Raw genomic sequence first — 23,125 nt, 5'->3', positions numbered from 1 at the left:
GCGGGTTAAACGGGCGAAGCTGCGAAATCCGTCAGTCAGCCTTTGGCGAGCACAGCCTTGATGCGCTGAGCGTCCTCGGGTGTCGCCGGGTTGTAGACGACCATGCCGAGATCGGGCCGGCCGTCGACCGCGAAGGCCGAATATTCGAACGCGATCGGGCCGAGCACGGGATGGCGCAGATGCTTGACGCCTTCGCCATGGGAGCGGACGTCGTTGTCGGCCCACAGCTTCGCGAACTCCGGGCTGAGGCGACAGAGCTCGTCGACAAATTCAGCGACGTGCGAGACCGCGCCGGCACGCGCCGCGTCCGCGCGAAAGGCTGCCACGACGAAGCGAGCCACGCTGTTCCAATCATGTTGCGCGGCCCGCACATGCGGCTCGCAGAACATCAAACGCAGGATGTTGCGCCGTTCCGGCGGTAGTTTCGAATAGTCGGTCAGCACGATCGTGGCCGCACGATTCCACGCCACGACATCCCACGTCATGGTCCTGATGATGGCCGGACTGGTCTCGAGCGCGTCGAGCACGCGCTGGAGGCGCGGCGAGACGCCCTCGCTTGCCTGGTAACGGACCTCGGGCAGACGGCCGAGACCGATCAGGAACAGATGCTCGCGCTCGACGTCGGTGAGCATCAGTGCGCGCGCGATCCGGTCGAGCACGTCGGCCGAGGGCGCACCGCCCCGCCCCTGCTCAAGCCAAGTGTACCAAGTCGGGCTGATATTGGCCCGCTGCGCCACCTCCTCGCGTCGCAGCCCCGGCGTGCGCCTGCGGCTGCCGCCAAAGCCGAACGCGGCCGCGTCAAGCCGGGTTCTGCGGTCTTTCAAATAGGTCCCGAGCGGATTCTCGCTGGCGGTGGCAGCCATCCTGTTAGCCATTATACCCTGATAAACTCACTACTTTACCCGGATAATCCTAGCGCAGATGGTCGTCTCCACCAACCCTGGAGAATTGCTCATGCGTGTCTTCGTCACTGGCGCCACCGGCTTCGTCGGCTCCGCCGTCGTTCGGGATCTGATCGCGGCCGGCCACAGCGTGCTCGGACTTGCCCGCTCCGAGTCAGGCGCTGCAGCACTCGCTGCCATGGGTGCCGAGGTTCAGCGCGGCTCGCTCGAGGACCACGCGTCCTTGCGCAGCGGCGCGGCCGGCTCCGATGGCGTGCTGCATCTCGGCTTCAACCACGATTTCTCGAAATTCCTGGAGAATTGCGAGCTCGACCGCCGCGCCATTCTCGCGCTCGGCGAGGAGCTTAGGGGATCCGACCGTCCGTTGATCGTTACAGGCGGCGTCGCGCTGCTCGCGCCCGGACGCCTTGCGACCGAAGACGACCCATCCGCGCGTCGCTTTCCGCGCGTATCGGAAGCCGTCGCGGAGGACCTGGCTGCGCAGGGCCTGCGCACGGCGGTGGTGCGTCTGCCGCCGTCGACCCACGGTGAAGGCGACCACGGCTTCGTCCCCATCCTGATCAACATCGCGCGCGAGAAAGGCGTGTCGGCCTATGTCGGCGACGGGATGAACCGCTGGCCTGCCGGGCACCGCTTCGATGCCGCGCGTGTCTATCGGCTGGCGCTCGAGCAAGGCGCAAATGCACCGCGCTATCATGCGATCGCCGAGGAAGGCGTGCCGTTCAAGGCCATTGCCGAGGTGATCGGCAAAAGGCTCGGCGTGCCCGTGGTCTCGAAATCACCGGAGGAAGCGGCCGGCCATTTCGGCTGGTTCGCGCAATTTACCGGCATCGACGTGCCGACATCGAGCGCGAAGACCCGCGCCCTGCTCGGCTGGGAGCCGAAAGAAAAAGGGCTGATCGAGGATCTCGACCAGCCCTATTACTTCAAGGTTTGACAGCGCGCGTCGCGCTGTCAAATCCTGATCAGTCCGTCGTGATCGCCGTTTCCATGTCGGTCGGATCGATCTGCCGGCTCAGCCGCGCGTTGAGCTTGTCACGATCGAGCTCGCCCTCCCACCAGGCGACGATCACGCAGGCGACGCCGTTGCCGCAGAGGTTGGTCAGGGCGCGGCACTCGCTCATGAACTTGTCGATGCCGAGCACGATCGCCATGCCCGGCACGAGTCGCGGATCGACCACCGCAAGGGTCGCCGCCAGCGTGATGAAGCCGGCGCCGGTGATGCCGGAGGCGCCCTTCGAGGTCAGCATCGCCACCACCAGAATGGTGAGCTGCTGGCCGAAGGTGAGATCGAAGCCAAGCGCCTGGGCGATGAAGAGCGTCGCCAGGGTCATGTAGATGTTGGTGCCGTCGAGGTTGAAGGAATAACCCGTGGGCACCACGAGGCCGACCACCGATTTGGAGCAGCCGAGCCGTTCCAGCTTTTCCATCAAGGACGGCAGCGCGCTCTCGGAGGACGAGGTGCCGAGCACGATCAGCAGTTCGTCCTTGATATAGGCCAGGAACTTGAAGATCGAGAAGCCGGCGAGGCGCGCGATGATGCCGAGCACGACGAAGACGAACAGCGCCGCGGTGAGGTAGAACGTCGCGATCAGACCCATCAGATTGAGAATCGCGCCGGTGCCGAACTTGCCGATCGTAAAGGCCATCGCGCCGAACGCACCAACCGGCGCCGCGCGCATCACGATGGAAATGACGCCGAACACGGCATGGGCGGCATCGTCGATGAAGCTGCGGATGGTGTGGCCGCGCTCGCCCAAGCTCATGATGGCGAAGCCGAACAGCACTGAGAACAACAGCACCTGCAGGATCTCGCCCTGGGCGAACGCGCCGACCACGGTGTCGGGAATAATGTGCAGGATGAAGTCGACCGACTTCTGGCCTTCGGCCTGCTTGGCATAGTTGGCGACGGCCTGCGCGTTGGCAGCCGCGCTGCCGAAGCCCGCGCCCGGCTTCACGACGTTGCCGATGATGAGACCGATGACGAGCGCGAAGGTGGAGACGATCTCGAAATAGACCAGAGCCTTGACGCCGATGCGTCCGACCTTCTTGGCATCCTGGATGTGGGCGATGCCGGAGACCACGGTGCAGAAGATGATCGGGGCGATCACCATCTTGATCAGCTTGACGAAGCCGTCGCCGAGCGCCTTGATCCAATCGTTGGTGGCAACGGACGGCCAGAACGAGCCGACGATTGCACCGAGCACGATGGCGATCAGCACCTGGACGTAGAGAATTTTATACCAAGGCTTGGCCGCAGCCGGTGCAGCCGGCACCCCGGCCATCGTTGTCGTCGTCATTGTTTCACTCCCCCTCAAAACTCAGAGCCAGCCAAGAGCAACTTGGCCGGCTCTGTCAATTGGAACATTCCGTACAGTGAAATCTAGCCGCGCCGGTCGACGATCCGGCGCATCGCCGGCATCAGGGCGGCGCCGAGTGCGTTCTTGATGACGGAGGCCGCGATGAACGGTGCGACGCCGACCGCCCAAGCCTTGGTTCCACCAAGCCCGATGCCGTACGCCAGCCAGCCGAAGCCGGCGATGAAAATGACGACATGGCCGAACGCCATGGCCGCAAACAGCAGCACGACGTTGCGATCCCAGCCGCGCTCCGCCAGCCAGCCGGTGATGAAGGCAGCCGCCACGAAGCCATAGAGATAGCCGGCGGTCGGCCCGACCAGCGGTGCAATTCCACCGACAGGGCTGGCGAAAACCGGAAGCCCCATCGCGCCTTCGGCGAGGTAGGCAATCATGGTTGCGCTGCCAAGGCGCCAGCCGTAGGCCGCGCCGATCGTCAGCACGAACAGTGTCTGCAACGTCATGGGCACGTAAGGCAGCGGCAGGTTCACCTTGGCTGATAGCGCCATCAACGCGGAGCCGAGCGCGATGAGCACGAACGCGCGCAACGCGCCGACGGCTTCGCCCGGCCGGGTCGGCCACATCACTGCGGCAAGAGGAGAACGCGATGTGGCGGCAGACTGGACGATTGGGTCAGACAAGATGCACTCCGGAAGGCTGGCGAAAACTGGCGGCTATTTAAGCCAGTGAGCGATCCGGTCAACTGCCTCCCGCATCTCCGCGGCCGATCGCGCATAGGAGAATCGGATGAACGAGCGGCCATGGATCGGATCGAAATCGACACCCGGCGTTGCCGCAACATGGGCCTGCTCCAGCATTTGCTTGGCGAAGTCGTAACTGTCGGCGGTGAAATCCGAGACGTCGGCATAGAGATAAAATGCACCGTCCGCAGGCAAGAACTTGCCCAGGCCCGCCCGAGGCAATCCCTCGATCAGGATGCGCCGGTTCTCCTGATAGCCGTGCTTGATCTCCTCCATCTCGGCCACACCGTCGAACGCGGCCTCTGCAGCGATCTGCGACAGCGACGGCACGGAGATGGAGAGATTCTGTTGCAGCCGTTCGATGGGCCGCACCAAAATCTCGGGCACCACCATCCATCCGACGCGCCAGCCCGTCATGCAAAAATACTTGGAGAACGAGTTGATCACGACTGCGTGCTCGGACAACGCCGCCGCCGTCACCGCCGGAAACGCGTAGTCGAGCCCGTGATAGATCTCGTCGGAGATGAAGCGGATGCCCGCATCTTCCGCAGCCGTGATGAGGCCGGCGAGCGCTTCGCGGGACATCATCGTTCCGGTCGGATTGGCCGGGCTGCCGACCAGCACGCCCTTCAGCGGCGCCTTGCGGTGGGCGGCGAGCAGCGCTTCCCCGGTCAGCGCATGGCGCGTCTCGTTGCTGGTCTCGATCAGCACCGGCTCGCAGCCGAGCGCGGTGAGGATGTGACGGTATGGCGGATAGCCGGGCACCGTGACGGCAACGCGAGCGCCCGGCTCGAACATCGACAGGAACGCCAGGACGAACCCGCCGGAGGAGCCCGTGGTCACCACGATCCTGTCCGGGCTGACGGCGCAGCCATACGCATCGCGATAATGCCGTGCGATGCGCTCGCGCAAGGACGGAATGCCCAGCGCCGAGGTGTAGTCGATCCGGCTCGCAGAAAGCGCGGCCTGCGCCGCAGCAATCGCGGTCTTCGGCGCCCCGGCCGCGGGCTGGCCGACCTCCATGTGAATGACATGGCCGCCGGCCGCCTCGATTCGGGCCGCCGCCGCCATGACGTCCATCACCATGAACGGGGGAACATCGCTGCGGCGGGAGGGCTCGAGCCACTGCCCTACCCGGTTCCTCAATGTCGCATCGTGCATCGATTTCTGCTATTTCGCTGGTGGACCGGCCTGTGCGGTCCGGAAACAGGGCGCTTGCGCCCCAGACTAGCCGCAATATACGGCTCATAAGGGCATATCGCTTATCCGGTCCGCCGCCAATCGCCAAAACCAATCACAACACTGCTTCAAAGCCCGTTTGACCCAGACCGTTTGATGTCGCTCCAGATCGCATTGCGCAAGAAAGCCTCGGCGCTGACCGCCCTCGTCACGGCAGCGGCGATGGCGCTGGCACCGTTCTCCACGGCACGGGCGCAGGAGGGCAAAGGGCCGCCGATCCTGCGCGACACCGAAACCGAGCAGCTCTTGCGCGAATATACGCGCCCGATCCTGCGCGTCGCCGGTCTGGAGAAGCAGAACATCAACATGGTCATCATCAACGACAGCTCGTTCAACGCGTTCGTCGCCGATGGCCGCCGCATCTTCGTCAATTACGGCGCGATCCTGCAGTCGGAGACGCCGAACCAGCTGATCGGCGTGCTCGCGCACGAGACCGGGCATCTCGCCGGTGGCCATCTGTCCAAGCTGCGCGAGCAGCTCGCCAACGCCCAGACCCAGATGATCATCGCCATGCTGCTCGGCGCAGGCGCGCTCGCCGCGGGTGCCAGCCGCGGCGGCAACAGCGGCAACAACGGCCTCGCCAATGCCGGTGCGGCGGCGCTCACCGGGCCGCAGGAGATGATCCGTCGTTCGCTGCTCTCCTACCAGCGCCAGCAGGAGGAAAACGCCGACCGTGCCGGCGTGAAATTCCTGACCGCGACCCAGCAGTCGCCGAAGGGCATGTACGAGACCTTCAAGCGCTTCACCAGCGAGAGCCTGTTCGCCTCGCGCGGCGCCGATCCCTATCTCCAATCGCACCCGATGCCCGCCGAGCGCGTCGCCGCGCTTCAGGAATTCGCCAGCACCAGTCCCTATTGGGACAAGAAAGACGATCCCGCGCTCCAGCTCCGTCACGACATGGTCCGCGCCAAGATCTCGGCCTTCATGGAGCGGCCGGAGACGGTCTACCGCCGCTATCCCCTGACCAATGACAGCCTACCGGCACGCTATGCCCGCGCCATCAGCACCTATCTGCACGGCGATTTGCGCAGCGCGCTGGCCCAGATCGACGCGCTGATCGCGGTCCAGCCGAACAACCCGTATTTCTACGAGGTCCGCGGCCAGGCCCTGCTCGAGAGCGGCAAGCCTGCCGAGGCGATCGCTCCCCTGCGCAAGGCTGTCGCACTCTCGAACAATGCCGCCCTCATCGAGATGTTACTTGGGCAGGCTCTGGTTGGAACCGATAATAAGGCCTACACGGACGACGCGATCAAGATTCTCCGTGCCGCAGTGGCACGCGAGCCCGAGGCGCCGATCGGCTACACCCAGCTCGCGATGGCCTATGGCCGGAAGGGAGACTATGCCGAGGCGGATCTCGCCTCCGCCCAGGCCGCGTATCTGCGCGGCGACAACAAGACCGCTCGCGAGCTCGCCACGCGCGCGAAAACCCGTTTCGCCGTCGGCACGCCCGGATGGGTCAAGGCCGACGACATCGTGGCGTCCAAGCCGCCGCGCAACTAGACGCCTGAACTTGACGACCGCCACTTTGACGTCACGACACCTGCTTAAGTCCGCCGCGACGTTTTTTGAAACTTGCTCTGGATAGAGGATTTGCCAATGCCTTCGCTGCGCCTGCTTGCTCCCGCGCTGTTTGCGCTCGCCATTTTCGGCGCAACGGGACCGGCTTCGGCCGACAGCTTCTCGGATGCCCAGCGCACCGATATCGAGGCGATCATCAAGAACTACCTCGTCACCCATCCCGAGGTGCTCGAGGAAGCCATGACCGAGCTCAGCAAGCGCCAGGCTGATGCGGAAGCGAAGAAGCACGAAGCCAGCGTTACGCAGAACTCGGATGCGATCTTCAATTCGCCGCGCCAGGTCGTGCTCGGCAACAAGGACGGCGACGTCACCTTCGTCGAGTTCTTCGATTACAATTGCGGCTACTGCAAGCGCGCCATGAGCGACATGCTCGACCTCCTGAAATCCGATCCCAAGCTGAAGGTCGTGCTGAAGGAGTTTCCGGTGCTGAGCCAGGGCTCGGTCGAGGCCGCCCAGGTGGCGGTCGCCGTGCGCATGCAGGATCCCTCCGGGAAGAAATATCTCGACTTCCACCAGAGGCTGCTCGGCGGCCGTGGCGCCGCCGACAAGGCACGCGCGCTCCAGGCGGCCAAGGAAGCCGGGCTCGACGTCGCGAAGATCGAGAAGGACATCGGAAGCCCGGAGGTCCGCGCCACCATCGAGGAAAACTTCAAGCTCGCCGAAGCGATGGGCATGAACGGCACGCCGAGCTACGTGATCGGCAAACAGATCGTGGTCGGCGCCGTTGGTCTCGACGGCCTGAAGGAAAAGATCGGCGTTGCCCGCTGCGGCAAGGCGACCTGCTGACAGGCGACTTGCCGACAAGCCCCCTTGCTGATCGGACTTTTGCAACTCACACTCGCAACAGGGCCGGCTGAAAAGCCGGCCTTTTTCGTTGGCCAAAAACTGGCGCGAATCCGGCGCGCGCGTTCATCGCGCGTTTAAGAAACAAATGCCGGGGAACATCAGATGTTCCGGAACAACTCAAATCTCCTTTCGTTGGTGGCGCGGGCAATGACGCAAAGAAACACGTGAGGAGAATACGATGTTGAACCGCTTTATGGTCTCGGTTGCCGCACTCGCACTCGTCGCAGGCACCGGTCTGGCCAACGCACAAGGCACGATGAAGAACGAGAGCGGCGCCGGCGCGCAGCCGACGCAGCACTCGCAGTCCTCCGGCGGCGCTGCCGAGCGCGGCGGCGCGATGGGCAAGGAATCCACCCGTGAGAAGGGCACCGTTGGCCAGGCCGGCGGCTCCAGCACCATGAAGTCCGGCACGTCGGCCGAGGAAAAGTCCTCGGGCAAGGACGAACATTCCGGCCGCGAGATGAACAAGAACGCGGCTGAGGAGAAGTCCGGCGCCACCAAGGGCCAGCGCACTGACGAACGCGCGCAGGGTCAGCAGGACAAGTCCAAGAGCATGAGCCAGGACACCAGCAAGTCCGGCGCCAAGGACCAGAAGGACATGAAGGCTGAGGGCAGCAAGAACGGCGCCCCGACCAACAATGCCGAGAACCAGAAGGGCACCGAGACGCGCACCAACCAGAACGCGCAGGGCCAGCCCGGAACCAGCACCAACCAGAGTGCGCAGGGTCAGACCAACACCAACACGACCGTCGGACAGGCCGGCGCCGGCGCCAAGCTCTCGACCGAGCAGCGCACCCAGATCACCTCGGTGATCCGCGAGGAGCACGTGCGTCCGGTGACCAACGTGAACTTCTCGATCGCGGTCGGTACCCGTATTCCGCGCGAAGGTATCGAGCTGCACGCCCTGCCGTCCCGGGTCGTTACGATCTATCCGGAATGGCGGACCTACCGCTACGTCCTGGTCAAGGACGAGATCGTGATCATCAATCCGGACACCTATGAGATCGTGGCTGTCCTGAACACCTAAGGCGATATCCGGCAGGCTTCAGGGGGCGGGCAGCGATGCCCGCCCCTTCGCGTTGAGCCGGAAGCCATGATTTGGACTGGTTAACAAGCAATTTCCGTAGCTTCCGCACAGGTTTTTGCACACCGGATGAGGTACCTGAAGCCCACCCGGAGGTCCTTCAGGCTTCCCCTTACGCGCTTTGTTACCTATAACCCCGCCACGCCGAAACACCTTCCGGGACAGGAATGGCCGAACCAGCAACCGACACGATCCTCGTTCTCAACGGACCGAACCTCAACATGCTGGGGACGCGCGAGCCCGAGAAGTATGGCCATGCGACGCTGGCCGACGTCGAGGCGCTGTGCCGGGACGCGGCGGCGACTTTTGGCCTCAAGGCTGACTGCCGCCAGTCCAACCGCGAGGGCGAGCTGATCGATTTCATCCACGAGGCGCATGCCCGCAAGATGAAGGGCATCATCATCAATGCTGGCGGCTATTCGCATACCTCGATTGCCCTGCACGACGCGCTACTCGCGGTGCAGATCCCGACCGTCGAAGTGCACGTGACCAACATCCACGCCCGCGAGAGCTTCCGCCACCATTCCTACACCGCGCGCGCGGCCTTCGCCTCGCTCTGCGGTTTCGGCATCGAGGGCTACCGCCTCGCCATCCAGGGCCTTGCCGCCAAGCTCGGCATCAAGCCCAAAGCCTGACGCTCCCTCTTCACCCAGAACATTCGGATCAAAGAACAATGGCGCGCCAGCCAGACGACAAAGCAGCCGCAAAATTTTCCAGCGACGATTCCGCGCTCGTCCGCGAGCTCGCTCTGCTGCTCGACGAGACCAGCCTCACCGAGATCGAGATCGAACGCGCCGGCCTGCGTCTTCGCGTAGCCCGCAACGTCAGCGTCGCCGCAACCATGCCCATGCCGGTCGCAACCGCAGCCCCCCCGGTGGTCGCAGCCCCCGCGGCCGCAGCCGCGTCGGACGTCTCCAAGCATCCGGGCGCGGTGACCTCTCCGATGGTCGGCACCGCGTATTGGGCGCCGGAGCCTGGCGCCAAGCCGTTCATCGAAGTCGGCGCGAAGGTCTCGGTCGGCCAGACCCTCCTGATCATCGAAGCCATGAAGACGATGAACCAGATCCCCTCGCCTCGCGCAGGCACGGTGACGCAGATCCTGGTCGAAGACGGCCAGCCGGTCGAGTTCGGCGAGCCGCTGGTCATCATTGAATAAGCGAGTGGCGAATTTCGCCCGCTGAGGCAACATGTTCGACAAGATCCTCATAGCCAATCGCGGCGAGATCGCCCTTCGCATTCTGCGCGCCTGCAAGGAGCTCGGCATCGCGACCGTCGCCGTACACTCCACCGCCGACGCCGACGCCATGCACGTGCGCCTGTCGGACGAGAGCGTCTGCATCGGACCGCCGCCGTCCAAGGACAGCTATCTCAACATTCCGGCGCTGCTCGCGGCCTGCGAGATCACCGGCGCCGATGCCGTTCATCCCGGCTACGGCTTCCTGTCGGAGAACGCACGCTTCGCCGAGATCCTCAGCGAGCACAATCTGCAATTCATCGGCCCCAAGGCCGAGCACATCCGCCTGATGGGCGACAAGATCGAGGCCAAGAAGACCGCCAAGCGACTCGGCATCCCCGTGGTGCCCGGCTCGGACGGCGCGGTCGGCCCCAATGACGACGCGATGGCGATCGCGAAGAAGATCGGCTTCCCCGTGCTGGTGAAGGCGGCGGCCGGCGGCGGCGGCCGCGGCATGAAGGTCGCGCAAAGCGAGGCGGATCTCCAGGTGGCGCTGTCGACGGCGGCCAACGAGGCGAAGTCGGCATTCGGCGACGCCTCCGTCTATTTGGAAAAGTACCTTCAGAAGCCGCGCCATATCGAGATCCAGATCCTCGGCGACGGCCGGGGCGGCGCGATCCATCTCGGCGAGCGCGACTGCTCGCTGCAGCGCCGCCACCAGAAGGTCTGGGAGGAAGGCCCCTCGCCCGTGCTGGCCGCCGCTGCGCGTGCCAAGATCGGCGAGACCTGCGCGAAGGCGATGCGCGAGATGAAATATCTCGGCGTCGGCACCATCGAATTCCTCTACGAGGACGGCGAGTTCTACTTCATCGAGATGAACACTCGAATCCAGGTCGAGCATCCCGTCACGGAGAGCATCACCGACATCGACCTCGTGCTGGAGCAGATCCGTATCGCCGCCGGTGGCGAATTGCCGGCGAAGCAGAACGAGGTCCAGATCATCGGGCACGCGATCGAGTGCCGCATCAATGCGGAGAACCCGCAGACCTTCCGCCCCTCGCCCGGTCGCATCCAGCAATACCACCCGCCCGGCGGCCTCGGCGTGCGCATCGATTCCGCGGTCTATCAGGGCTACCAGATCCCGCCCTATTACGATTCCCTGGTCGGCAAGCTGATCGTCCACGGCAAGACCCGCGCCGAATGCCTGATGCGGCTGCGCCGGGCGCTGGACGAGATGGTGGTCGAGGGCATCGAGACCACGCTGCCGTTGTTCCGCGACCTGGTGCGCCAGGACGACATCATCAACGGCGACTACCACATCCACTGGCTGGAGCAGTACCTGGCCGGCAAGGCGGAACCCGGCGCAAAATAATCGTTTCGCCTGCGGAACCCGTTGGCCCCAGTCGCGTTCTGCCCGATGGGGCCAGTTCCAAGGGGGCGTTTTGAATTCCACTCAGCCTGACAGCGCGAGACCGTGGTGACGGCCGTGTCGCAGCGGCGGCGCGTATTTTGGCAGATCCTGCTGCTTTCAGCGGGTCTGCTGGTGCTGACCGTGATCAGCGCAGGCTCGGTCTACCTCGTCAACAAGGCGCGGGACGACAGCAAATGGGTCGTCCATACAATCGAGACGGAGAACGAGATCAACTCTCTCCTCCTCGAAATCCGACGGGCCGAGAGCAGCGCCCGGGGCTTTCTGCTGACGGGGGGCCCCGATTTTCAATCGGATCACGAGAAGGCCGTCGCGGCGATCATCCCGGCGCTCGACAAGCTCACGCGCCAGATCGGCGACAATCCGGCGCAACGTGAGAACATCGAGAAACTGAGCGCGGCGATCGAGGCCCGGCTCGACCAGTTCTCGCGCGAGATGAACTTCGTCAAGCAAAACGAGCTCGACCAGGCGAAGGCGCTCGTCCGCGAGGCGGCCGCCGGCAACACCACGACGACGATCAGCAATTTCGCCAACGCGATGATGCGCGAAGAGGAGCGGCTGTTCCGGATCCGCTCCGAGAACTCCGACCGCAGCCAGACCCTGTCGGCGTCGATGACCGGCATCGGCTCAGGCTTCGTCGTGCTGCTGGCCCTGATCTCGATCTGGCTGGTGCGGCGCTCATCGCTGGCCCGCGACGAGGCCGAAGCGCGCCTGCGCGATACCAACGTCAATCTGGAGGCCTTGGTCGACGAACGTACCTCAGACCTGCGCGAAGCCAACGACGAAATCCAGCGCTTTGCCTATATCGTAAGCCACGATCTGCGCTCGCCGCTCGTCAACATCATGGGCTTCACCAGCGAACTCGAAGAGCTTGGCGGCGACATCTTCCGCCGCATCGGCAGCCTCACCCACGTTCCGGCCGACGGGCCCTCTTTGGTGCCCGGCCCCCCCGGCGAGATCGCGTTGGAAGACGCCGACCGGCAATTGTCAGCCGATTTTTCCGAGGCGCTCGGCTTCATCAAGTCTTCGATCGCGAAGATGGACCGCCTGATCTCGGCGATCCTCAACCTCACCCGCGAAGGCCGCCGCGAATTTCAGCCGGAGAAGATCGACACCCGCGCCTTCGTCGAGGCCATCGTCTCGACGCTGGCGCATCAGGCCGTCGAGGCTCAGGCGGAGATCCATGTCGAGGCGCTGCCCGATATCGTCAGCGACCGCCTTGCGCTGGAACAGATTTTCTCCAATCTGATCGATAACGCGATCAAATATCTGAAGAACGGCGTCGCCGGCGAAATCAGAATTCGCGGGCGCACCAAGCTCGGCTACGCCATTTTCGAGGTCAGCGACAATGGCCGTGGCATCGATCCCAAGGACCATCAGCGCATTTTCGACCTGTTTCGCCGCGCGGGAACCCAGGACAAGCCCGGCCAGGGCATCGGTCTTGCGCACGTGCGCGCACTTGTGCGTCGCCTCGGCGGCACCATGTCGGTATCATCGGAACTGAACGCGGGCAGCACCTTCACCATCACGCTGCCGATCGCCTGGAATGTGAGCAACCGGAACGCGGACAAATGACCCACCCTGTCAGCATCATCATGATCGAGGACGACGAGGGCCACGCCCGCCTGATCGAGCGCAATATCCGCAGGTCGGGCGTCAACAACGAGATCGTCGCCTTCGCCAACGGCACCGATGCGATGAAGCACCTGTTCGGCGCCGACGGCAGCGGCCTCGTGCAGAAGGGCAATGCGCTCCTGATCCTGCTCGACCTCAATCTGCCCGACATGACCGGCATCGACATTCTGAAGCAGATCAAGGAAAACAAATATCTGAAGGCTTCGCCGGTGGTCGTGCTGACGACCACCGACGACAGCCAGGAAATCAAGCGCTGCTACGAGCTCGGCTGCAACGTCTACATCACCAAGCCGGTCAACTACGAGAATTTCGCCAACGCCATCCGGCAACTCGGCCTGTTCTTCTCCGTCATTCAGGTCCCGCCCGCCGCCCCATGACACAGCACACGCCGACATTGCTCTACATCGATGACGACGATGCGCTGGCGCGCCTTGTCGACCGCGGCCTGACGCGGCGCGGCTACAAGGTCATTCACGCCGCGAGCGGCGAGGAAGGCCTCGAGCGCATCCGCAATGCCGGAGCTGCGGGCTGCATCGATGTGGTGGCGCTCGACCAATATATGCCGGGCCTCGACGGGCTCGAGACGCTCGAGCAGATCATGGCGATTCCGGACGCGCCGCCGGTGGTCTTCGTCACGGCCTCGCAGGATTCCAGCATTGCCGTCACCGCGCTGAAGGCAGGCGCAGCCGACTACCTGGTCAAGGACGTCAAGGGCGACTTCATCCCGCTGCTGCACGTCGCGGCCGAAGGCGCGCTGCGCCAGGCCGAATTGCAGCGGGCGCGCGAGGAAGCCGAGGCCGAGATCCATGCCTCGCGCGATCGCTACGCCGCGCTTGCCGCCGAACGCGAGCTGTTGCTGCGCGAGGTCAATCACCGCGTCGGCAATTCGCTCCAGATCATCGCTTCGCTCCTGCATTTGCAGGCGAGCTCAGCCGCCCAGGAGGAGGTCAAGGCCGCACTGACCAACGCGATGGGCCGCGTCGCCGCCGTCGCGCAGGTGCACCGCCGCCTCTATACCTCGCAGGACCTGAAGAGCGTGGTGCTCAACCAATATCTGGACTCCCTGCTCGAGGATCTGCGCCGCTCCGCCGAAGGCAACCGGATGTCGCGCCTGACGGTGAAAGCCGAACCGATCGAGATCGACCCGGACCGGGCCGTCGCCGTCGGTATCATCGTCAACGAGCTGGTGATGAACGCGGTGAAGTACGCCTATCCTGATGGTGCCGGCCCCATTCACGTCGAGCTGATCTCGAAGGGAGACGATCTGCTGCTGTCGATCACCGATAACGGCGTCGGCGACAACGCCAAGGCCGATCCGCGCTCCACCGGCATGGGCCAGCGTATCGTCGCGGCCATGGCCTCCAAGCTCGAAGCCTCTGTGGAGCGCGATCCCGCGCATTCCGGAACCCGCATCATCCTGCGGTTCCCCTGCACTCCGGCCGCGCCCGGCAAGGCGAACAGCGCTGCAGCGGGTTGATCCGGCATCCGGAATTGCCCCCATCGCACGCGCATTGCGATCCTGCTATGATCGAACGCCATGACTGCGCGCGACTCCGCTTCATCTGAAATCACACCGGCCGTGCTGCTGCGCGCTTACGCCTGCGGCATCTTTCCGATGGCCGAGAGCGCCGACGACCCGACCCTGTTCTGGGTCGAGCCGGAAATGCGCGGCGTGATTCCACTTGACGGTTTTCGCGTCGCTTCGCGGCTGGCCCGCACCGTGCGCTCGGACGTGTTTCGCGTCACCGTCAACACCGCGTTCAAGGCCACCATCGCCGGCTGCGCGGCGCCGCAGCCGGGACGCGAGGACACCTGGATCAACAAGCGCATCCGCGACCTCTATGGCGGCCTCTACGAGCTCGGCCATTGCCACAGCGTCGAGGCCTGGCAGGGCGACGACCTCGTCGGCGGCCTCTATGGCGTCAGCTTGGGGCGCGCCTTCTTCGGCGAGAGCATGTTTCACACCGCGCGCGATGCATCCAAGGTGGCGCTGGTGCATCTGGTCGCCCGGTTGATCCATGGCGGCTTCGAGCTGCTCGACACGCAATATGTCACCGAGCATCTGAAGAGCTTTGGTGCGACCGAGATCTCGCGGCGGCGCTACACCGCGCTGCTCGACAAGGCGCTCGCCGGCGAGCCCGGCGATTTCCTGCGCCTGTCCAATGGTGAAGCGATCCCCGGCGCACGCGCGCTCGAGATCATCGCCTCGCGGCAATAGCCGGGTTACGGCTGCCAAATCCCGCGGGATTTGGCCTAGCGGCCAAACCCGGGGATACCGAACAGACCCGGCCGCTGCTCGGGCGGCGGAGGTGGCGGCGGGGCGGCCTGCGGCTGTGGCGGCGGCGGCAGAGGCTGCGGCGGACGCTGCTGGACCTGCTTGGGCGCAGCCTTCTTCTGCGCCGGAGGCGGCGGTGGCGGCGCGGGCTTGGTCGCAGGATCCGGAGCTGCGGTCGCAATGGTCTGCTGCGGCTCTTTGCAGTCGGTGAGCCAGATGTCGTAGATCGGGTGCTCGACGCCGTGCAGACCGGGGCTCGCGGCAAACATCCAGCCGGAGAAGATCCGCTTCACCTCGCCCTGCAAGGTGATCTCGTCGACTTCGACGAAAGCATCGGTGTTGGCCGCTTCCGTCGCCGGCCGCGTGTAGCAGGCGTCGGTCTTCACCCGCAGCGCGCCGAACTGCACTGTCTCGCCGATATCCTCGTCGAAATTGATGATGCGCCCGGTGATCTTGTCGAGGCCGGAGAAGGTCGCCTTCTTGTTCACGATCTTCTGCGCCGGCGGCTCGGTGACGACCTCATCGCCGGGTTGGAGGCTCGCGGGGGCCTGCGGCACGGCGCCCGGCTGCGGGGCGCCCTTCTGTTGGGGCTGGCGCTGGCCAGGGACAGCACCAGGTTGGGCGGGCCCACCCGGCGGCGCAACGGCGACGGCCGGCGGCTGGTTCTGCGGCGCAACGGTGGAGCCCGGCGGCGGCGCCAGCGGCTGGCTCTCGACCGGCCCCGGCATGACATTGCCCTGGCGACCTGGCGGCGGCATCGGACGTGACGGCAGCACCCGTCCCTGCGGCGGCAGCTCGGGCACCTCTTCGTCGTCGTCGGGCGTCGGCTGGGGCATCGGCTGCCCGCCACGGGGGATGGTCCCCGGCGGCCGCAGCGGCGGCGGATCGGAGAAGATCGTCCCGATCTGCGCCTGCGCGGGCGTCGCAACCGTCAGCGCGGTGGCGGCCAGCAGCGCCGCAAGGCCTGTCAGGGTAAAGGTTTTGAACATCTCGCGCGGCTTCAACAGCGAATCGGGCTTGTTGGACATTCTACAGGGGATACCGCCGCTCGCAGGCCCCCGGTTAACACGCCGAATACGGCGGGGAAAGGGCGGCATTCCTGCCCTGCCCGGCGCCGGCTGGCCAGAGCGGGCCGCGGATGGAATAGTCCCAGGGGTTCTTCTCCCTCCCAAGGCGTTCCAGGACGCCGGCCGCCCTGTTTAGCGTCGCCCCTATCCCAATGCCGCCCGCTCTCCGAACCATGTTCGCCCTTCCGCTCCGCGGCCTGACCTGGCTTGGCGGCCAGGGCACGCGTGCGGTGGCATCGGTGGTTTTCATCGCTGCCGCCGTGCCGCCCCTTGGTGCGCTCTTGCGTCCCTATGTCACCGAGGCGATCCTCGTTCTGCTCTGCATCTCCTTCATGCGGGTGGACCTCGTGGCGCTGTACGGCCATTTGCGCCGGCCGGCGCTGGTGGCAACGGCGACGGCCTGGACCACGATCGGCGTGCCCGTCATCGTCGGACTGATCGCGCACGCGACCGGGCTGACCGACCGCGCGCCCGGCCTGATGCTGGCGCTGATGCTCCAGAGCATGGCCTCGCCGATGATGGCCTCGCCCGCTCTCGCGGCGCTGATGGGTCTCGACGCCACGCTCGTGTTGGTCACGCTGGTCACCGCAACCGCGATCGTACCCTTTACCGCGTCGCTGTTCGCGAGCTTTTTTCTCGATGGCATGCTCAGCATATCGCCGCTTACGCTCGGCCTGAAGCTATCAGGCATCCTCGCCGCGTCGCTGCTGGTTGCAACGGCCATCCGCTGGCTGTGCGGCGCGGACGCCATCCAGCGCCACAAGCAGCCGATCGACGGCTTTAACATCGTCATCCTCTTCATCTTCGCATCGGCCATCATGGGCGACGTCGTAACCGATCTGATGGCACAGCCGGTCTTCACCATCAGCCTCGCCCTCCTTGCCTTTGCGGTCTATTTCACACTGCTCGCCGTCACCACCTTGCTGTTTCGCCGCATCGGCACCGAGCGCGCGCTGGCGCTCGGGCTGATGGTGTCGCAACGCAATCTCGGGCTGATGCTGGCCGCGACATCAGGCGCGCTGCCACCCACCACCTGGCTGTACTTCGCGATGACGCAGTTTCCGATCCATCTGTCGCCATACCTGCTGACGCCGATCGCACGGCGCCTGACGGCGCGGGCGGAAACCTCCACCAAAGCGACCGCTGGCAGGGCCAGTCCAGGCTAGCCGCATGGACCTCGCCAATACCCGTCGGCGAGCAGACGCAGGCTACGCGTTGCGCGATCTCTTCTTCTTGCACTCTTCCAAAATCCAGTCGCGAAACGCTTTCATCGCATGCGAGAGCCGTTTTGATTTCAGAGACGTGAGCCAATAGGATCCCAGAAAGACCTGACGGTCATAGGGGCAAACCAGCCGCTTGCGCGACAGATCGTCAGCAAACAACGCGACGGGCAGCAGCGCCACGCCAGCGCCTTGCGCCGCCGCATGCGCCAGGGAAACCGATGAATCGAAGGTCGGGCCCGTCATCCGCGGTTGCCTGCACTTGACCTCGTCGAACCAATGCGCCCATTCGCCCGGCCGATACGAGCGCAACAGCACCTCCTTGTGGAGATCGATTGGAGCTTTAAGGCGCTTGGCGACGTGGGGCGCGCACATCGGTGTGAAGTGGGCCTCGACCAAGGGCTCGGCGCTCGTTCCGTGCCACGCGCCGTCGCCAAATCGAATGGCGTAGTCCAATCCTTCGCCGCCGAGATCCACGCGGTTGTTGTTCGCGAAGATCCTGACGTCGATATGCGGATGGCTCGAGGTGAAGCTGCCGAGGCGCGGCAGCAGCCAGCCGGAGGCGAACGTTCCGACCACGCCGATGGCCAGACTCTCGCGCATGCGGCCATTCTCGAACCGATCGAGGACCTGACTGATCTGGCTGAAGGCGCTCGATATGACGGGCTGGAGCGTCTCACCCTCTTCCGTGAGAGCAAGCCCGCGGGTCAGCCGCTTGAAGAGCTTGACGCGCAGACTCTCTTCCAGAGTCCGCACCTGCTGGCTTACGGCGGCCTGCGACACCCGAAGCTCCAGACCGGCCTTGGTGAAGCTGAGATGGCGCGCGGCCGCTTCGAACGAGCGGAGCGCGTTCAGCGGCAGATTCGAAATATTGGCAGGGCGGCGGGCCATTTCCCGATCCAAGTTTTACTTATGGATGGCCTTACGAAGCATCGTTTGTCAATTGCCGGAGCGCGACGCAAAAATCATCCCGCAATTCACGGGAGTGCTCCATGCTCACACGACGTCAATTCGGTTCATCTGCCCTTGCGGTCGCGGGAAGTCTCGTCCTGCCGAACGTTTCGCGTGCTGCCTCGGGCGGAACTGTACCGCTCATTGAAGCCATCAAACAGTTGGAATCGAAGAGCGGAGGCCGGCTGGGCGTCTCCGTGCTCGACACGACGACGGGCATTCCGATCCATCACAAGGGAGACGAACGCTTTCCCATGTGCAGCACATTCAAGGTGCTTGCGGCGGCAGTAATCCTCAAAGACGTAGGCGGCAAGTTGGAAGGCCTTGAACGGCGCGTTCGTATCGAGCAGGCCGATCTCGTCGCCTCCTCGCCCGTCACGAGCAAGCATGTCGGCGGCGACGGAATGACGCTTCGCGAGCTTTGCGATGCCGCCATCACCATGAGCGACAACACCGCCGGTAACGCGCTTCTGAAAAACATCGGCGGTCCGGCCGGCTTGACCAGCTTCGCGCGGAGCCTTGGCGACGACATCACCAGATTGGACCGGACCGAAACCGAGCTGAACGAAGCCACGCCGGACGATCCCCGCGACACGACGACCCCGAATGCGATGGCAGCCAATTATCGGCGCTTGCTGTTCGGCGACGTCCTGCCCCCGGAAGGGCGCGATCAACTCGGCAAATGGCTCATTGCCAACAAGACCGGGGATACGCGTTTGCGCGCCGGCCTGCCTCAAGGCTGGCGTGTCGGCGACAAGACCGGAGCAGGTGAGCATGGAACCTGCAATGACGTCGCCATCGTATGGCCGCGCGAGCGCTCGCCGCTCATCATCGCGGTCTACCTCACCGGCGCAACGCTCGACCCGAATGGACGAAATGATGTGATCGCATCGGTCGGCCGGGAAGTCGGCAAGGCCTTCTCCTAACAATCGTAGCCCGTCCTACCCCGCCCTTGCCGCGCGCCGCAGCGCCTGCGGCGGTTGGCCGAAGGCGCGGATGAAGGCGCGGCGCATGCGCTCGGGATCGCCGAAGCCGGTGGTTTCGGCGACGAGCTCGATGGCTTCCCGAGATGACTGCACGCGCTCGCGGGCAACTTCGATCCGCAATCGCTCGATCGCCTTTGACGGCGTCGTGCCGGTCTCGGCGGCGAAGGCGCGGGCAAAGTGCCGCGCGCTCATGCCGGCGCGATCGGCGAGGTCTTCCACCGTCAGCCGTGCGTCGAGATTCTCCCGCGCCCATGACAGCAGCGCACCGAAGCGGCCGTTCGGCGTCTTCAATTCCAGCAACGACGAGAACTGCGACTGACCGCCGCTGCGGCGGTGGTAGAGCACGAGCTGGCGCGCGGTCGCCTGCGCGATCTCCTCGCCATGGTCCTCGGTGACCATCGCGAGCGCGAGGTCGATGCCGGCACTGATCCCGGCCGACGTCCAGACATTGCCGTCGCGGGTGAAGATCTGGTCCGGCTCGAACTTGATCTGCGGATAGCGCGCGACAAAATCGCGCGTCCGGCCCCAATGCGTGGTGGCGCGGCGGCCATCGAGCAGGCCGGCCTCCGCAAGCACATAGGCGCCCGAGCAGACGCTGGCGATCCGCACGCCGCGCCTCGCCAGCCGCTGCACGAAGGCGAGCGTCGCAGGACAGCTCGCCGATGCCGATACGCCCGCGCCGCCCGCCACGACCAGCGTCGTGATCGCTTTCGCCGATTTGAAATCGCGCGCCATCATCTCGACGCCCGACGACGAGGGCACGGCGCCCGCGTTCAATGCCAGCACCCGCAGCGCAAGCGGCTTGCCGCTGGCGCGTGCGGCGATCTCGAACACCGAGATCGGGCCCGCCGCATCGAGCAACTGGAAGTCGGGGAAGATCAGGATGCCGATCATGCTCATGTCCGAAAGTGAGGGAAATACGCCATTTTGGACAGGATGCCATCATGCCATCTTGCGTCCGTCAAGCTCTTCATCGGAGGCTCTCATGCCGGCATCGCTCCAGATCGGACTTTTGGTGTTCCCGCGCGTCACCCAACTCGACTTCACTGGGCCGCTGCAGGTGTTTTCATCCGTCCCGGGCGCGACGGTGCACCTGATTTGGAAGACGCTGGAACCGGTGCCGAGCGATTCCGTCCTGATGCTGACGCCGACCGTGACCTTTACCGATTGCCCGCAGCTGGATGTGATCTGCATTCCCGGCGGCTTTGGCACCGATGCCCTCCTCAACGATGAGGAGACTCTCGACTTCGTGCGCAAGCAGGCTGCTGGCGCCAAGTTCATCACGTCCGTCTGCACGGGATCGCTGGTGCTGGGGGCGGCGGGGCTGTTGAAGGGCTACAATGCCGCCACCCATTGGAGCGCGATGGAGATGCTGCCGCTGTTCGGGGCGACGCCGACGAAGACGCGCGTCTGCATCGATCGCAACCGTGTGACCGGCGGCGGCGTCACCGCGGGAATCGATTTCGCACTTACGCTGGTCTCGCTGCTGGTCGATCGCACCACAGCAGAGGCCATTCAGCTCCGCCTCGAATACAATCCCGCGCCGCCCTTCAATGCCGGCTCGCCGGAGACCGCCCCAGCCGAGGTGCTCGCGCTCATGAAAGAGCGGGTCGCACCATCGCAAGCCCGGCGCCTGGATGCCGCCAAGCTGGCGGCCGAGCGGGTGATGTAAACGCGGCGCTCGTGTCCCGGACGCGCTGCAGGGTGCGAGACACGAGCCAGAAGTTCGGTGCACAACCCCATCCAGCGCGTCATTGCGAGCGCAACGAAACAATCCAGGAATCTTTCCACGGATACATATCTGGATTGCTTCGTCGCAAGGGCTCCTCGCAATGACGGAGCCTCCGGCTCATCGAGCCTCCAGCAGAAAAAGGCCGCTCGGTTTCCCGAGCGGCCTTTCCTGTCTCACGGCGGCGCACATTCTCATCGGGCGATTTCGGAGCTCCAGACCGGGGGCCTATCTCCCGATCGAGTCCTTCCTCGGCAGCCGCTGCACTTCGGGACAGTCGCGAACTGTTGCCCGAACCGAACGCGATGGTCTCCCATCTCCGTAAGATGGGTTCATTGAGCCGCATCGCTGGCGCAAGCGCAACGTCCACGCAGCCGGCATCCCCGCTGTTCCCGTTGTCCACAGCGACGTGATGCAGATGCGTATGCATCCAATCCGGTGATCGAAGTGCGCGACTAACCCGGCGTCCAGGGCTGGTAATCGCCGGTCGCCTTCGGCCGCTTGCCGCTGGCGAGCGTCGAGCCGGAGGGCCTGTAGGCCTTCGCCGTGCCGGTGAGGTTGGGCTGGTGCGGCTTCTCCCACTCGCGCGGCTGATAGTTGAGCTCGGTCGGCGGCACGTCGACAACGTGGTGGATCCAGCCATGCCAGGCCGGCGGAATGCGGCTGGCTTCCGCATAGCCGTTATAGATCACCCAGCGCCGCTCGAAACCGAGCGTCGGGTCGATCTTGCCGCCGGCGGTGCGGTAGTAGCGGTTGCCCTGCTCGTCCTGGCCGACCAGCTCGCCGAACCTGGAGGTCCAGAGTTGGGTGCCAAAGGTCTGGCCATTCCACCAGGTGAAGAGCTTCAGGAAGAATTGTTTCATGCGGCAAGGGCCCTGCTTCGTGGGGTCCTGATGCCATCCGGACGGCCAAATGTCCAGTTCGGCGGGCGCGGTGGTGCCCCGCCCAAACGACGATCCAAGGGCATGTGAAGCTGCCGCCCCAAATCCGACGTGATCCATTCATGACGGGTACAGCGTCGGCGAGGAAGTCTGCACCTCATGCGCAAACCGGCGTGATCCCAGGAACCACCGCATCATCCTGGGGTTGGCTCGCGGGAAAGGAGTTTGATCATGACAAGTCTGAAAATTTTGAGCACGGCTGCAGCACTCGCATTGGCTCTGCCCATGGCGACGCCGAGCTTTGCCCAGCCTGGCGCCGGCCATGCCGGCGGTGGCGGCGGAGCCCACTTCGGCGGCGGAGGCGGTGCCCACTTCGGCGGCGGCAGCTTTGGTGGCGCCCGCATGGGCGGCGGCAGTTTCACCTCCAGCGCAGCCATGCGCCCCGGCGGCACGGCACCGACCTTTAGCGGCACGCGCACCTTGGGCAGCTCTCCGACCTTCGGTCCCGGCACCCGCAGCTTCTCGACCGCCTCATCCGGCACCTGGAACGGCGGCAATTGGCACGGCGGCTGGCACCACCATCACCATGGCGGATTCTGGCCGGGATTCGCGGCGGGCGCCGCGATCGGCGGGCTCGGCTCCTATGCCTATTACGGCGGTCCGTACTACGACGATTCCTATTACGACGACGGCTATTACGACGATGGTGCAGCCGTCGCCGTGGTGCCCGACTCTGGCGGCGATTCGTCGGCCTATTGTGCCCAGCGCTACCGGTCCTACGACCCGGCGTCCGGCACCTATCTCGGCTATGACGGCTTGCGCCATCCCTGCCCGTAACGCGGCCTGAAGACCATCTTCTTGGGCGGCGCCCGACCAGGGGCGCCGCCTTTCATTTGGCTGCCTCGGGTTTGCTGTCGGTGTCGGACGGGAATGGCCTTGCTCGGCGGTCGTGCACGGCTTGGCGAGGATTTCGCAGGTCGCACGGATTTGTCTCAACCTGTCATTGAAACCCGGAGGAAATTACCGCCCCGACTCCGCCCCCGACGTTGGGAACTCACGGGGTCGCTATGC

23 protein-coding genes are annotated in these 23,125 nt (G+C 64.8%); 15 read left to right on the top strand and 8 right to left on the bottom strand.

From position 1 onward, the window contains the following. Positions 1-35: 35 nt before the first annotated feature. A complete protein-coding gene (locus tag IF809_RS03735; protein WP_453979113.1) occupies positions 36-863 on the bottom strand; it encodes a helix-turn-helix transcriptional regulator in 828 nt (275 codons plus the stop codon). Between the two features lie 91 nt (positions 864-954). Here IF809_RS03735 and IF809_RS03730 point away from each other — a divergent pair, with 91 nt between their 5' ends. Next, positions 955-1,839: an SDR family oxidoreductase gene (locus IF809_RS03730; protein WP_462836849.1), complete on the top strand. Its 885-nt coding sequence runs from the start codon at positions 955-957 to the stop codon at positions 1,837-1,839. A gap of 28 nt (positions 1,840-1,867) precedes the next feature. Here IF809_RS03730 and IF809_RS03725 read toward each other — a convergent pair whose 3' ends face one another. From IF809_RS03725 to IF809_RS03715, 3 genes are all read right to left on the bottom strand, one after another. Continuing rightward, positions 1,868-3,202 (bottom strand): dicarboxylate/amino acid:cation symporter, encoded by a 1,335-nt coding sequence (locus IF809_RS03725; protein WP_128966005.1) that lies wholly within the window; start codon positions 3,200-3,202, stop codon positions 1,868-1,870. An 83-nt stretch (positions 3,203-3,285) separates the two neighbouring features. Continuing rightward, positions 3,286-3,843 carry a biotin transporter BioY gene (locus IF809_RS03720; RefSeq protein WP_462836888.1) on the bottom strand — a complete coding sequence of 186 codons (558 nt, stop codon included), beginning with the start codon at positions 3,841-3,843 and terminating at the stop codon, positions 3,286-3,288. A 90-nt stretch (positions 3,844-3,933) separates the two neighbouring features. Next, entirely contained in the window at positions 3,934-5,121 is a 1,188-nt protein-coding gene (locus IF809_RS03715) for a pyridoxal phosphate-dependent aminotransferase (protein ID WP_462836848.1), read from the bottom strand. Between the two features lie 174 nt (positions 5,122-5,295). Between IF809_RS03715 and IF809_RS03710 the strand changes: the two genes are divergently transcribed. The 10 genes from IF809_RS03710 to aat all read left to right on the top strand — a co-directional run bounded on the left by IF809_RS03710 (position 5,296) and on the right by aat (position 15,163). After that, a complete protein-coding gene (locus IF809_RS03710) occupies positions 5,296-6,699 on the top strand; it encodes a M48 family metalloprotease (RefSeq protein ID WP_453991172.1) in 1,404 nt (467 codons plus the stop codon). 96 nt (positions 6,700-6,795) lie between these two features. Further along, positions 6,796-7,563 carry a DsbA family protein gene (locus tag IF809_RS03705; RefSeq protein ID WP_453979116.1) on the top strand — a complete coding sequence of 256 codons (768 nt, stop codon included), beginning with the start codon at positions 6,796-6,798 and terminating at the stop codon, positions 7,561-7,563. 238 nt (positions 7,564-7,801) lie between these two features. Beyond that, entirely contained in the window at positions 7,802-8,650 is an 849-nt protein-coding gene (locus IF809_RS03700) for a DUF1236 domain-containing protein (protein ID WP_128966001.1), read from the top strand. A gap of 224 nt (positions 8,651-8,874) precedes the next feature. Then, the gene (gene aroQ, locus IF809_RS03695; protein WP_128966000.1) at positions 8,875-9,342 is read left to right on the top strand and encodes a type II 3-dehydroquinate dehydratase; all 468 of its coding nucleotides are present in this window, start codon (positions 8,875-8,877) and stop codon (positions 9,340-9,342) included. 38 nt (positions 9,343-9,380) lie between these two features. Next, positions 9,381-9,863: an acetyl-CoA carboxylase biotin carboxyl carrier protein gene (gene accB, locus IF809_RS03690; protein WP_128965999.1), complete on the top strand. Its 483-nt coding sequence runs from the start codon at positions 9,381-9,383 to the stop codon at positions 9,861-9,863. A gap of 31 nt (positions 9,864-9,894) precedes the next feature. Next, entirely contained in the window at positions 9,895-11,253 is a 1,359-nt protein-coding gene (accC, locus tag IF809_RS03685; protein WP_128965998.1) for an acetyl-CoA carboxylase biotin carboxylase subunit, read from the top strand. A 105-nt stretch (positions 11,254-11,358) separates the two neighbouring features. Further along, the gene (locus tag IF809_RS03680) at positions 11,359-12,885 is read left to right on the top strand and encodes a sensor histidine kinase (protein WP_453979117.1); all 1,527 of its coding nucleotides are present in this window, start codon (positions 11,359-11,361) and stop codon (positions 12,883-12,885) included. Then, positions 12,882-13,322 (top strand): response regulator, encoded by a 441-nt coding sequence (locus IF809_RS03675; RefSeq protein ID WP_462836847.1) that lies wholly within the window; start codon positions 12,882-12,884, stop codon positions 13,320-13,322. The genes IF809_RS03680 and IF809_RS03675 overlap by 4 nt, the downstream gene beginning before the upstream one ends. After that, positions 13,319-14,422, top strand: coding sequence for a sensor histidine kinase (locus IF809_RS03670; RefSeq protein WP_462836846.1), 1,104 nt, complete (start codon positions 13,319-13,321; stop codon positions 14,420-14,422). Before IF809_RS03675 ends, IF809_RS03670 begins: the two co-directional genes overlap by 4 nt. A 60-nt stretch (positions 14,423-14,482) precedes the next feature. Beyond that, the gene (aat, locus tag IF809_RS03665) at positions 14,483-15,163 is read left to right on the top strand and encodes a leucyl/phenylalanyl-tRNA--protein transferase (protein ID WP_453979119.1); all 681 of its coding nucleotides are present in this window, start codon (positions 14,483-14,485) and stop codon (positions 15,161-15,163) included. A gap of 35 nt (positions 15,164-15,198) precedes the next feature. On the opposite strand, the gene IF809_RS03660 is transcribed toward aat, so the two are convergent. After that, positions 15,199-16,248, bottom strand: coding sequence for a DUF2155 domain-containing protein (locus IF809_RS03660; RefSeq protein WP_462836845.1), 1,050 nt, complete (start codon positions 16,246-16,248; stop codon positions 15,199-15,201). 191 nt (positions 16,249-16,439) lie between these two features. Here IF809_RS03660 and IF809_RS03655 point away from each other — a divergent pair, with 191 nt between their 5' ends. After that, a complete protein-coding gene (locus tag IF809_RS03655) occupies positions 16,440-17,453 on the top strand; it encodes a Na+-dependent transporter (RefSeq protein WP_462836844.1) in 1,014 nt (337 codons plus the stop codon). A 42-nt stretch (positions 17,454-17,495) separates the two neighbouring features. Here the strand turns inward: IF809_RS03655 and IF809_RS03650 are convergent, their stop codons facing one another. Continuing rightward, positions 17,496-18,398 (bottom strand): LysR substrate-binding domain-containing protein, encoded by a 903-nt coding sequence (locus IF809_RS03650; RefSeq protein WP_462836843.1) that lies wholly within the window; start codon positions 18,396-18,398, stop codon positions 17,496-17,498. A gap of 101 nt (positions 18,399-18,499) precedes the next feature. On the opposite strand from IF809_RS03650, the gene bla reads away from it, so the two are divergent. Further along, a complete protein-coding gene (gene bla / locus IF809_RS03645) occupies positions 18,500-19,384 on the top strand; it encodes a class A beta-lactamase (RefSeq protein WP_462836842.1) in 885 nt (294 codons plus the stop codon). A 15-nt stretch (positions 19,385-19,399) separates the two neighbouring features. Here bla and IF809_RS03640 read toward each other — a convergent pair whose 3' ends face one another. Beyond that, positions 19,400-20,338 (bottom strand): GlxA family transcriptional regulator, encoded by a 939-nt coding sequence (locus IF809_RS03640; RefSeq protein ID WP_453979122.1) that lies wholly within the window; start codon positions 20,336-20,338, stop codon positions 19,400-19,402. Positions 20,339-20,429: 91 nt separating this feature from the next. Here IF809_RS03640 and IF809_RS03635 point away from each other — a divergent pair, with 91 nt between their 5' ends. Next, the gene (locus IF809_RS03635) at positions 20,430-21,116 is read left to right on the top strand and encodes a DJ-1/PfpI family protein (protein ID WP_128965988.1); all 687 of its coding nucleotides are present in this window, start codon (positions 20,430-20,432) and stop codon (positions 21,114-21,116) included. A gap of 512 nt (positions 21,117-21,628) precedes the next feature. Here the strand turns inward: IF809_RS03635 and IF809_RS03630 are convergent. Continuing rightward, entirely contained in the window at positions 21,629-22,036 is a 408-nt protein-coding gene (locus tag IF809_RS03630; protein WP_128965987.1) for an NADH:ubiquinone oxidoreductase subunit NDUFA12, read from the bottom strand. Between the two features lie 249 nt (positions 22,037-22,285). On the opposite strand from IF809_RS03630, the gene IF809_RS03625 reads away from it, so the two are divergent. Then, positions 22,286-22,891 (top strand): BA14K family protein, encoded by a 606-nt coding sequence (locus IF809_RS03625; protein WP_462836841.1) that lies wholly within the window; start codon positions 22,286-22,288, stop codon positions 22,889-22,891. The last annotated feature ends 234 nt before the right edge of the window (positions 22,892-23,125 follow it).

This window comes from Bradyrhizobium sp. UFLA06-24 (assembly GCF_054967145.1).
Note: the sequence above shows the minus strand (reverse complement) of the source record. Positions and strands in the feature narration are given on the sequence as shown.

Coding starts and splice junctions, on each gene's coding strand:
- IF809_RS03710 (WP_453991172.1), top strand. CDS start 5,296: ATGTCGCTCCAGATCGCATTGCGCAAGAAAGCCTCGGCGCTGACCGCC.
- IF809_RS03735 (WP_453979113.1), bottom strand. CDS start 863: ATGGCTGCCACCGCCAGCGAGAATCCGCTCGGGACCTATTTGAAAGAC.
- IF809_RS03675 (WP_462836847.1), top strand. CDS start 12,882: ATGACCCACCCTGTCAGCATCATCATGATCGAGGACGACGAGGGCCAC.
- accB (WP_128965999.1), top strand. CDS start 9,381: ATGGCGCGCCAGCCAGACGACAAAGCAGCCGCAAAATTTTCCAGCGAC.
- IF809_RS03670 (WP_462836846.1), top strand. CDS start 13,319: ATGACACAGCACACGCCGACATTGCTCTACATCGATGACGACGATGCG.
- accC (WP_128965998.1), top strand. CDS start 9,895: ATGTTCGACAAGATCCTCATAGCCAATCGCGGCGAGATCGCCCTTCGC.
- IF809_RS03715 (WP_462836848.1), bottom strand. CDS start 5,121: ATGCACGATGCGACATTGAGGAACCGGGTAGGGCAGTGGCTCGAGCCC.
- IF809_RS03660 (WP_462836845.1), bottom strand. CDS start 16,248: ATGTCCAACAAGCCCGATTCGCTGTTGAAGCCGCGCGAGATGTTCAAA.
- IF809_RS03700 (WP_128966001.1), top strand. CDS start 7,802: ATGTTGAACCGCTTTATGGTCTCGGTTGCCGCACTCGCACTCGTCGCA.
- IF809_RS03730 (WP_462836849.1), top strand. CDS start 955: ATGCGTGTCTTCGTCACTGGCGCCACCGGCTTCGTCGGCTCCGCCGTC.
- aat (WP_453979119.1), top strand. CDS start 14,483: ATGACTGCGCGCGACTCCGCTTCATCTGAAATCACACCGGCCGTGCTG.
- IF809_RS03650 (WP_462836843.1), bottom strand. CDS start 18,398: ATGGCCCGCCGCCCTGCCAATATTTCGAATCTGCCGCTGAACGCGCTC.
- IF809_RS03725 (WP_128966005.1), bottom strand. CDS start 3,202: ATGACGACGACAACGATGGCCGGGGTGCCGGCTGCACCGGCTGCGGCC.
- bla (WP_462836842.1), top strand. CDS start 18,500: ATGCTCACACGACGTCAATTCGGTTCATCTGCCCTTGCGGTCGCGGGA.
- IF809_RS03655 (WP_462836844.1), top strand. CDS start 16,440: ATGCCGCCCGCTCTCCGAACCATGTTCGCCCTTCCGCTCCGCGGCCTG.
- IF809_RS03705 (WP_453979116.1), top strand. CDS start 6,796: ATGCCTTCGCTGCGCCTGCTTGCTCCCGCGCTGTTTGCGCTCGCCATT.
- IF809_RS03720 (WP_462836888.1), bottom strand. CDS start 3,843: ATGTGGCCGACCCGGCCGGGCGAAGCCGTCGGCGCGTTGCGCGCGTTC.
- IF809_RS03625 (WP_462836841.1), top strand. CDS start 22,286: ATGACAAGTCTGAAAATTTTGAGCACGGCTGCAGCACTCGCATTGGCT.
- IF809_RS03630 (WP_128965987.1), bottom strand. CDS start 22,036: ATGAAACAATTCTTCCTGAAGCTCTTCACCTGGTGGAATGGCCAGACC.
- IF809_RS03640 (WP_453979122.1), bottom strand. CDS start 20,338: ATGATCGGCATCCTGATCTTCCCCGACTTCCAGTTGCTCGATGCGGCG.
- IF809_RS03635 (WP_128965988.1), top strand. CDS start 20,430: ATGCCGGCATCGCTCCAGATCGGACTTTTGGTGTTCCCGCGCGTCACC.
- aroQ (WP_128966000.1), top strand. CDS start 8,875: ATGGCCGAACCAGCAACCGACACGATCCTCGTTCTCAACGGACCGAAC.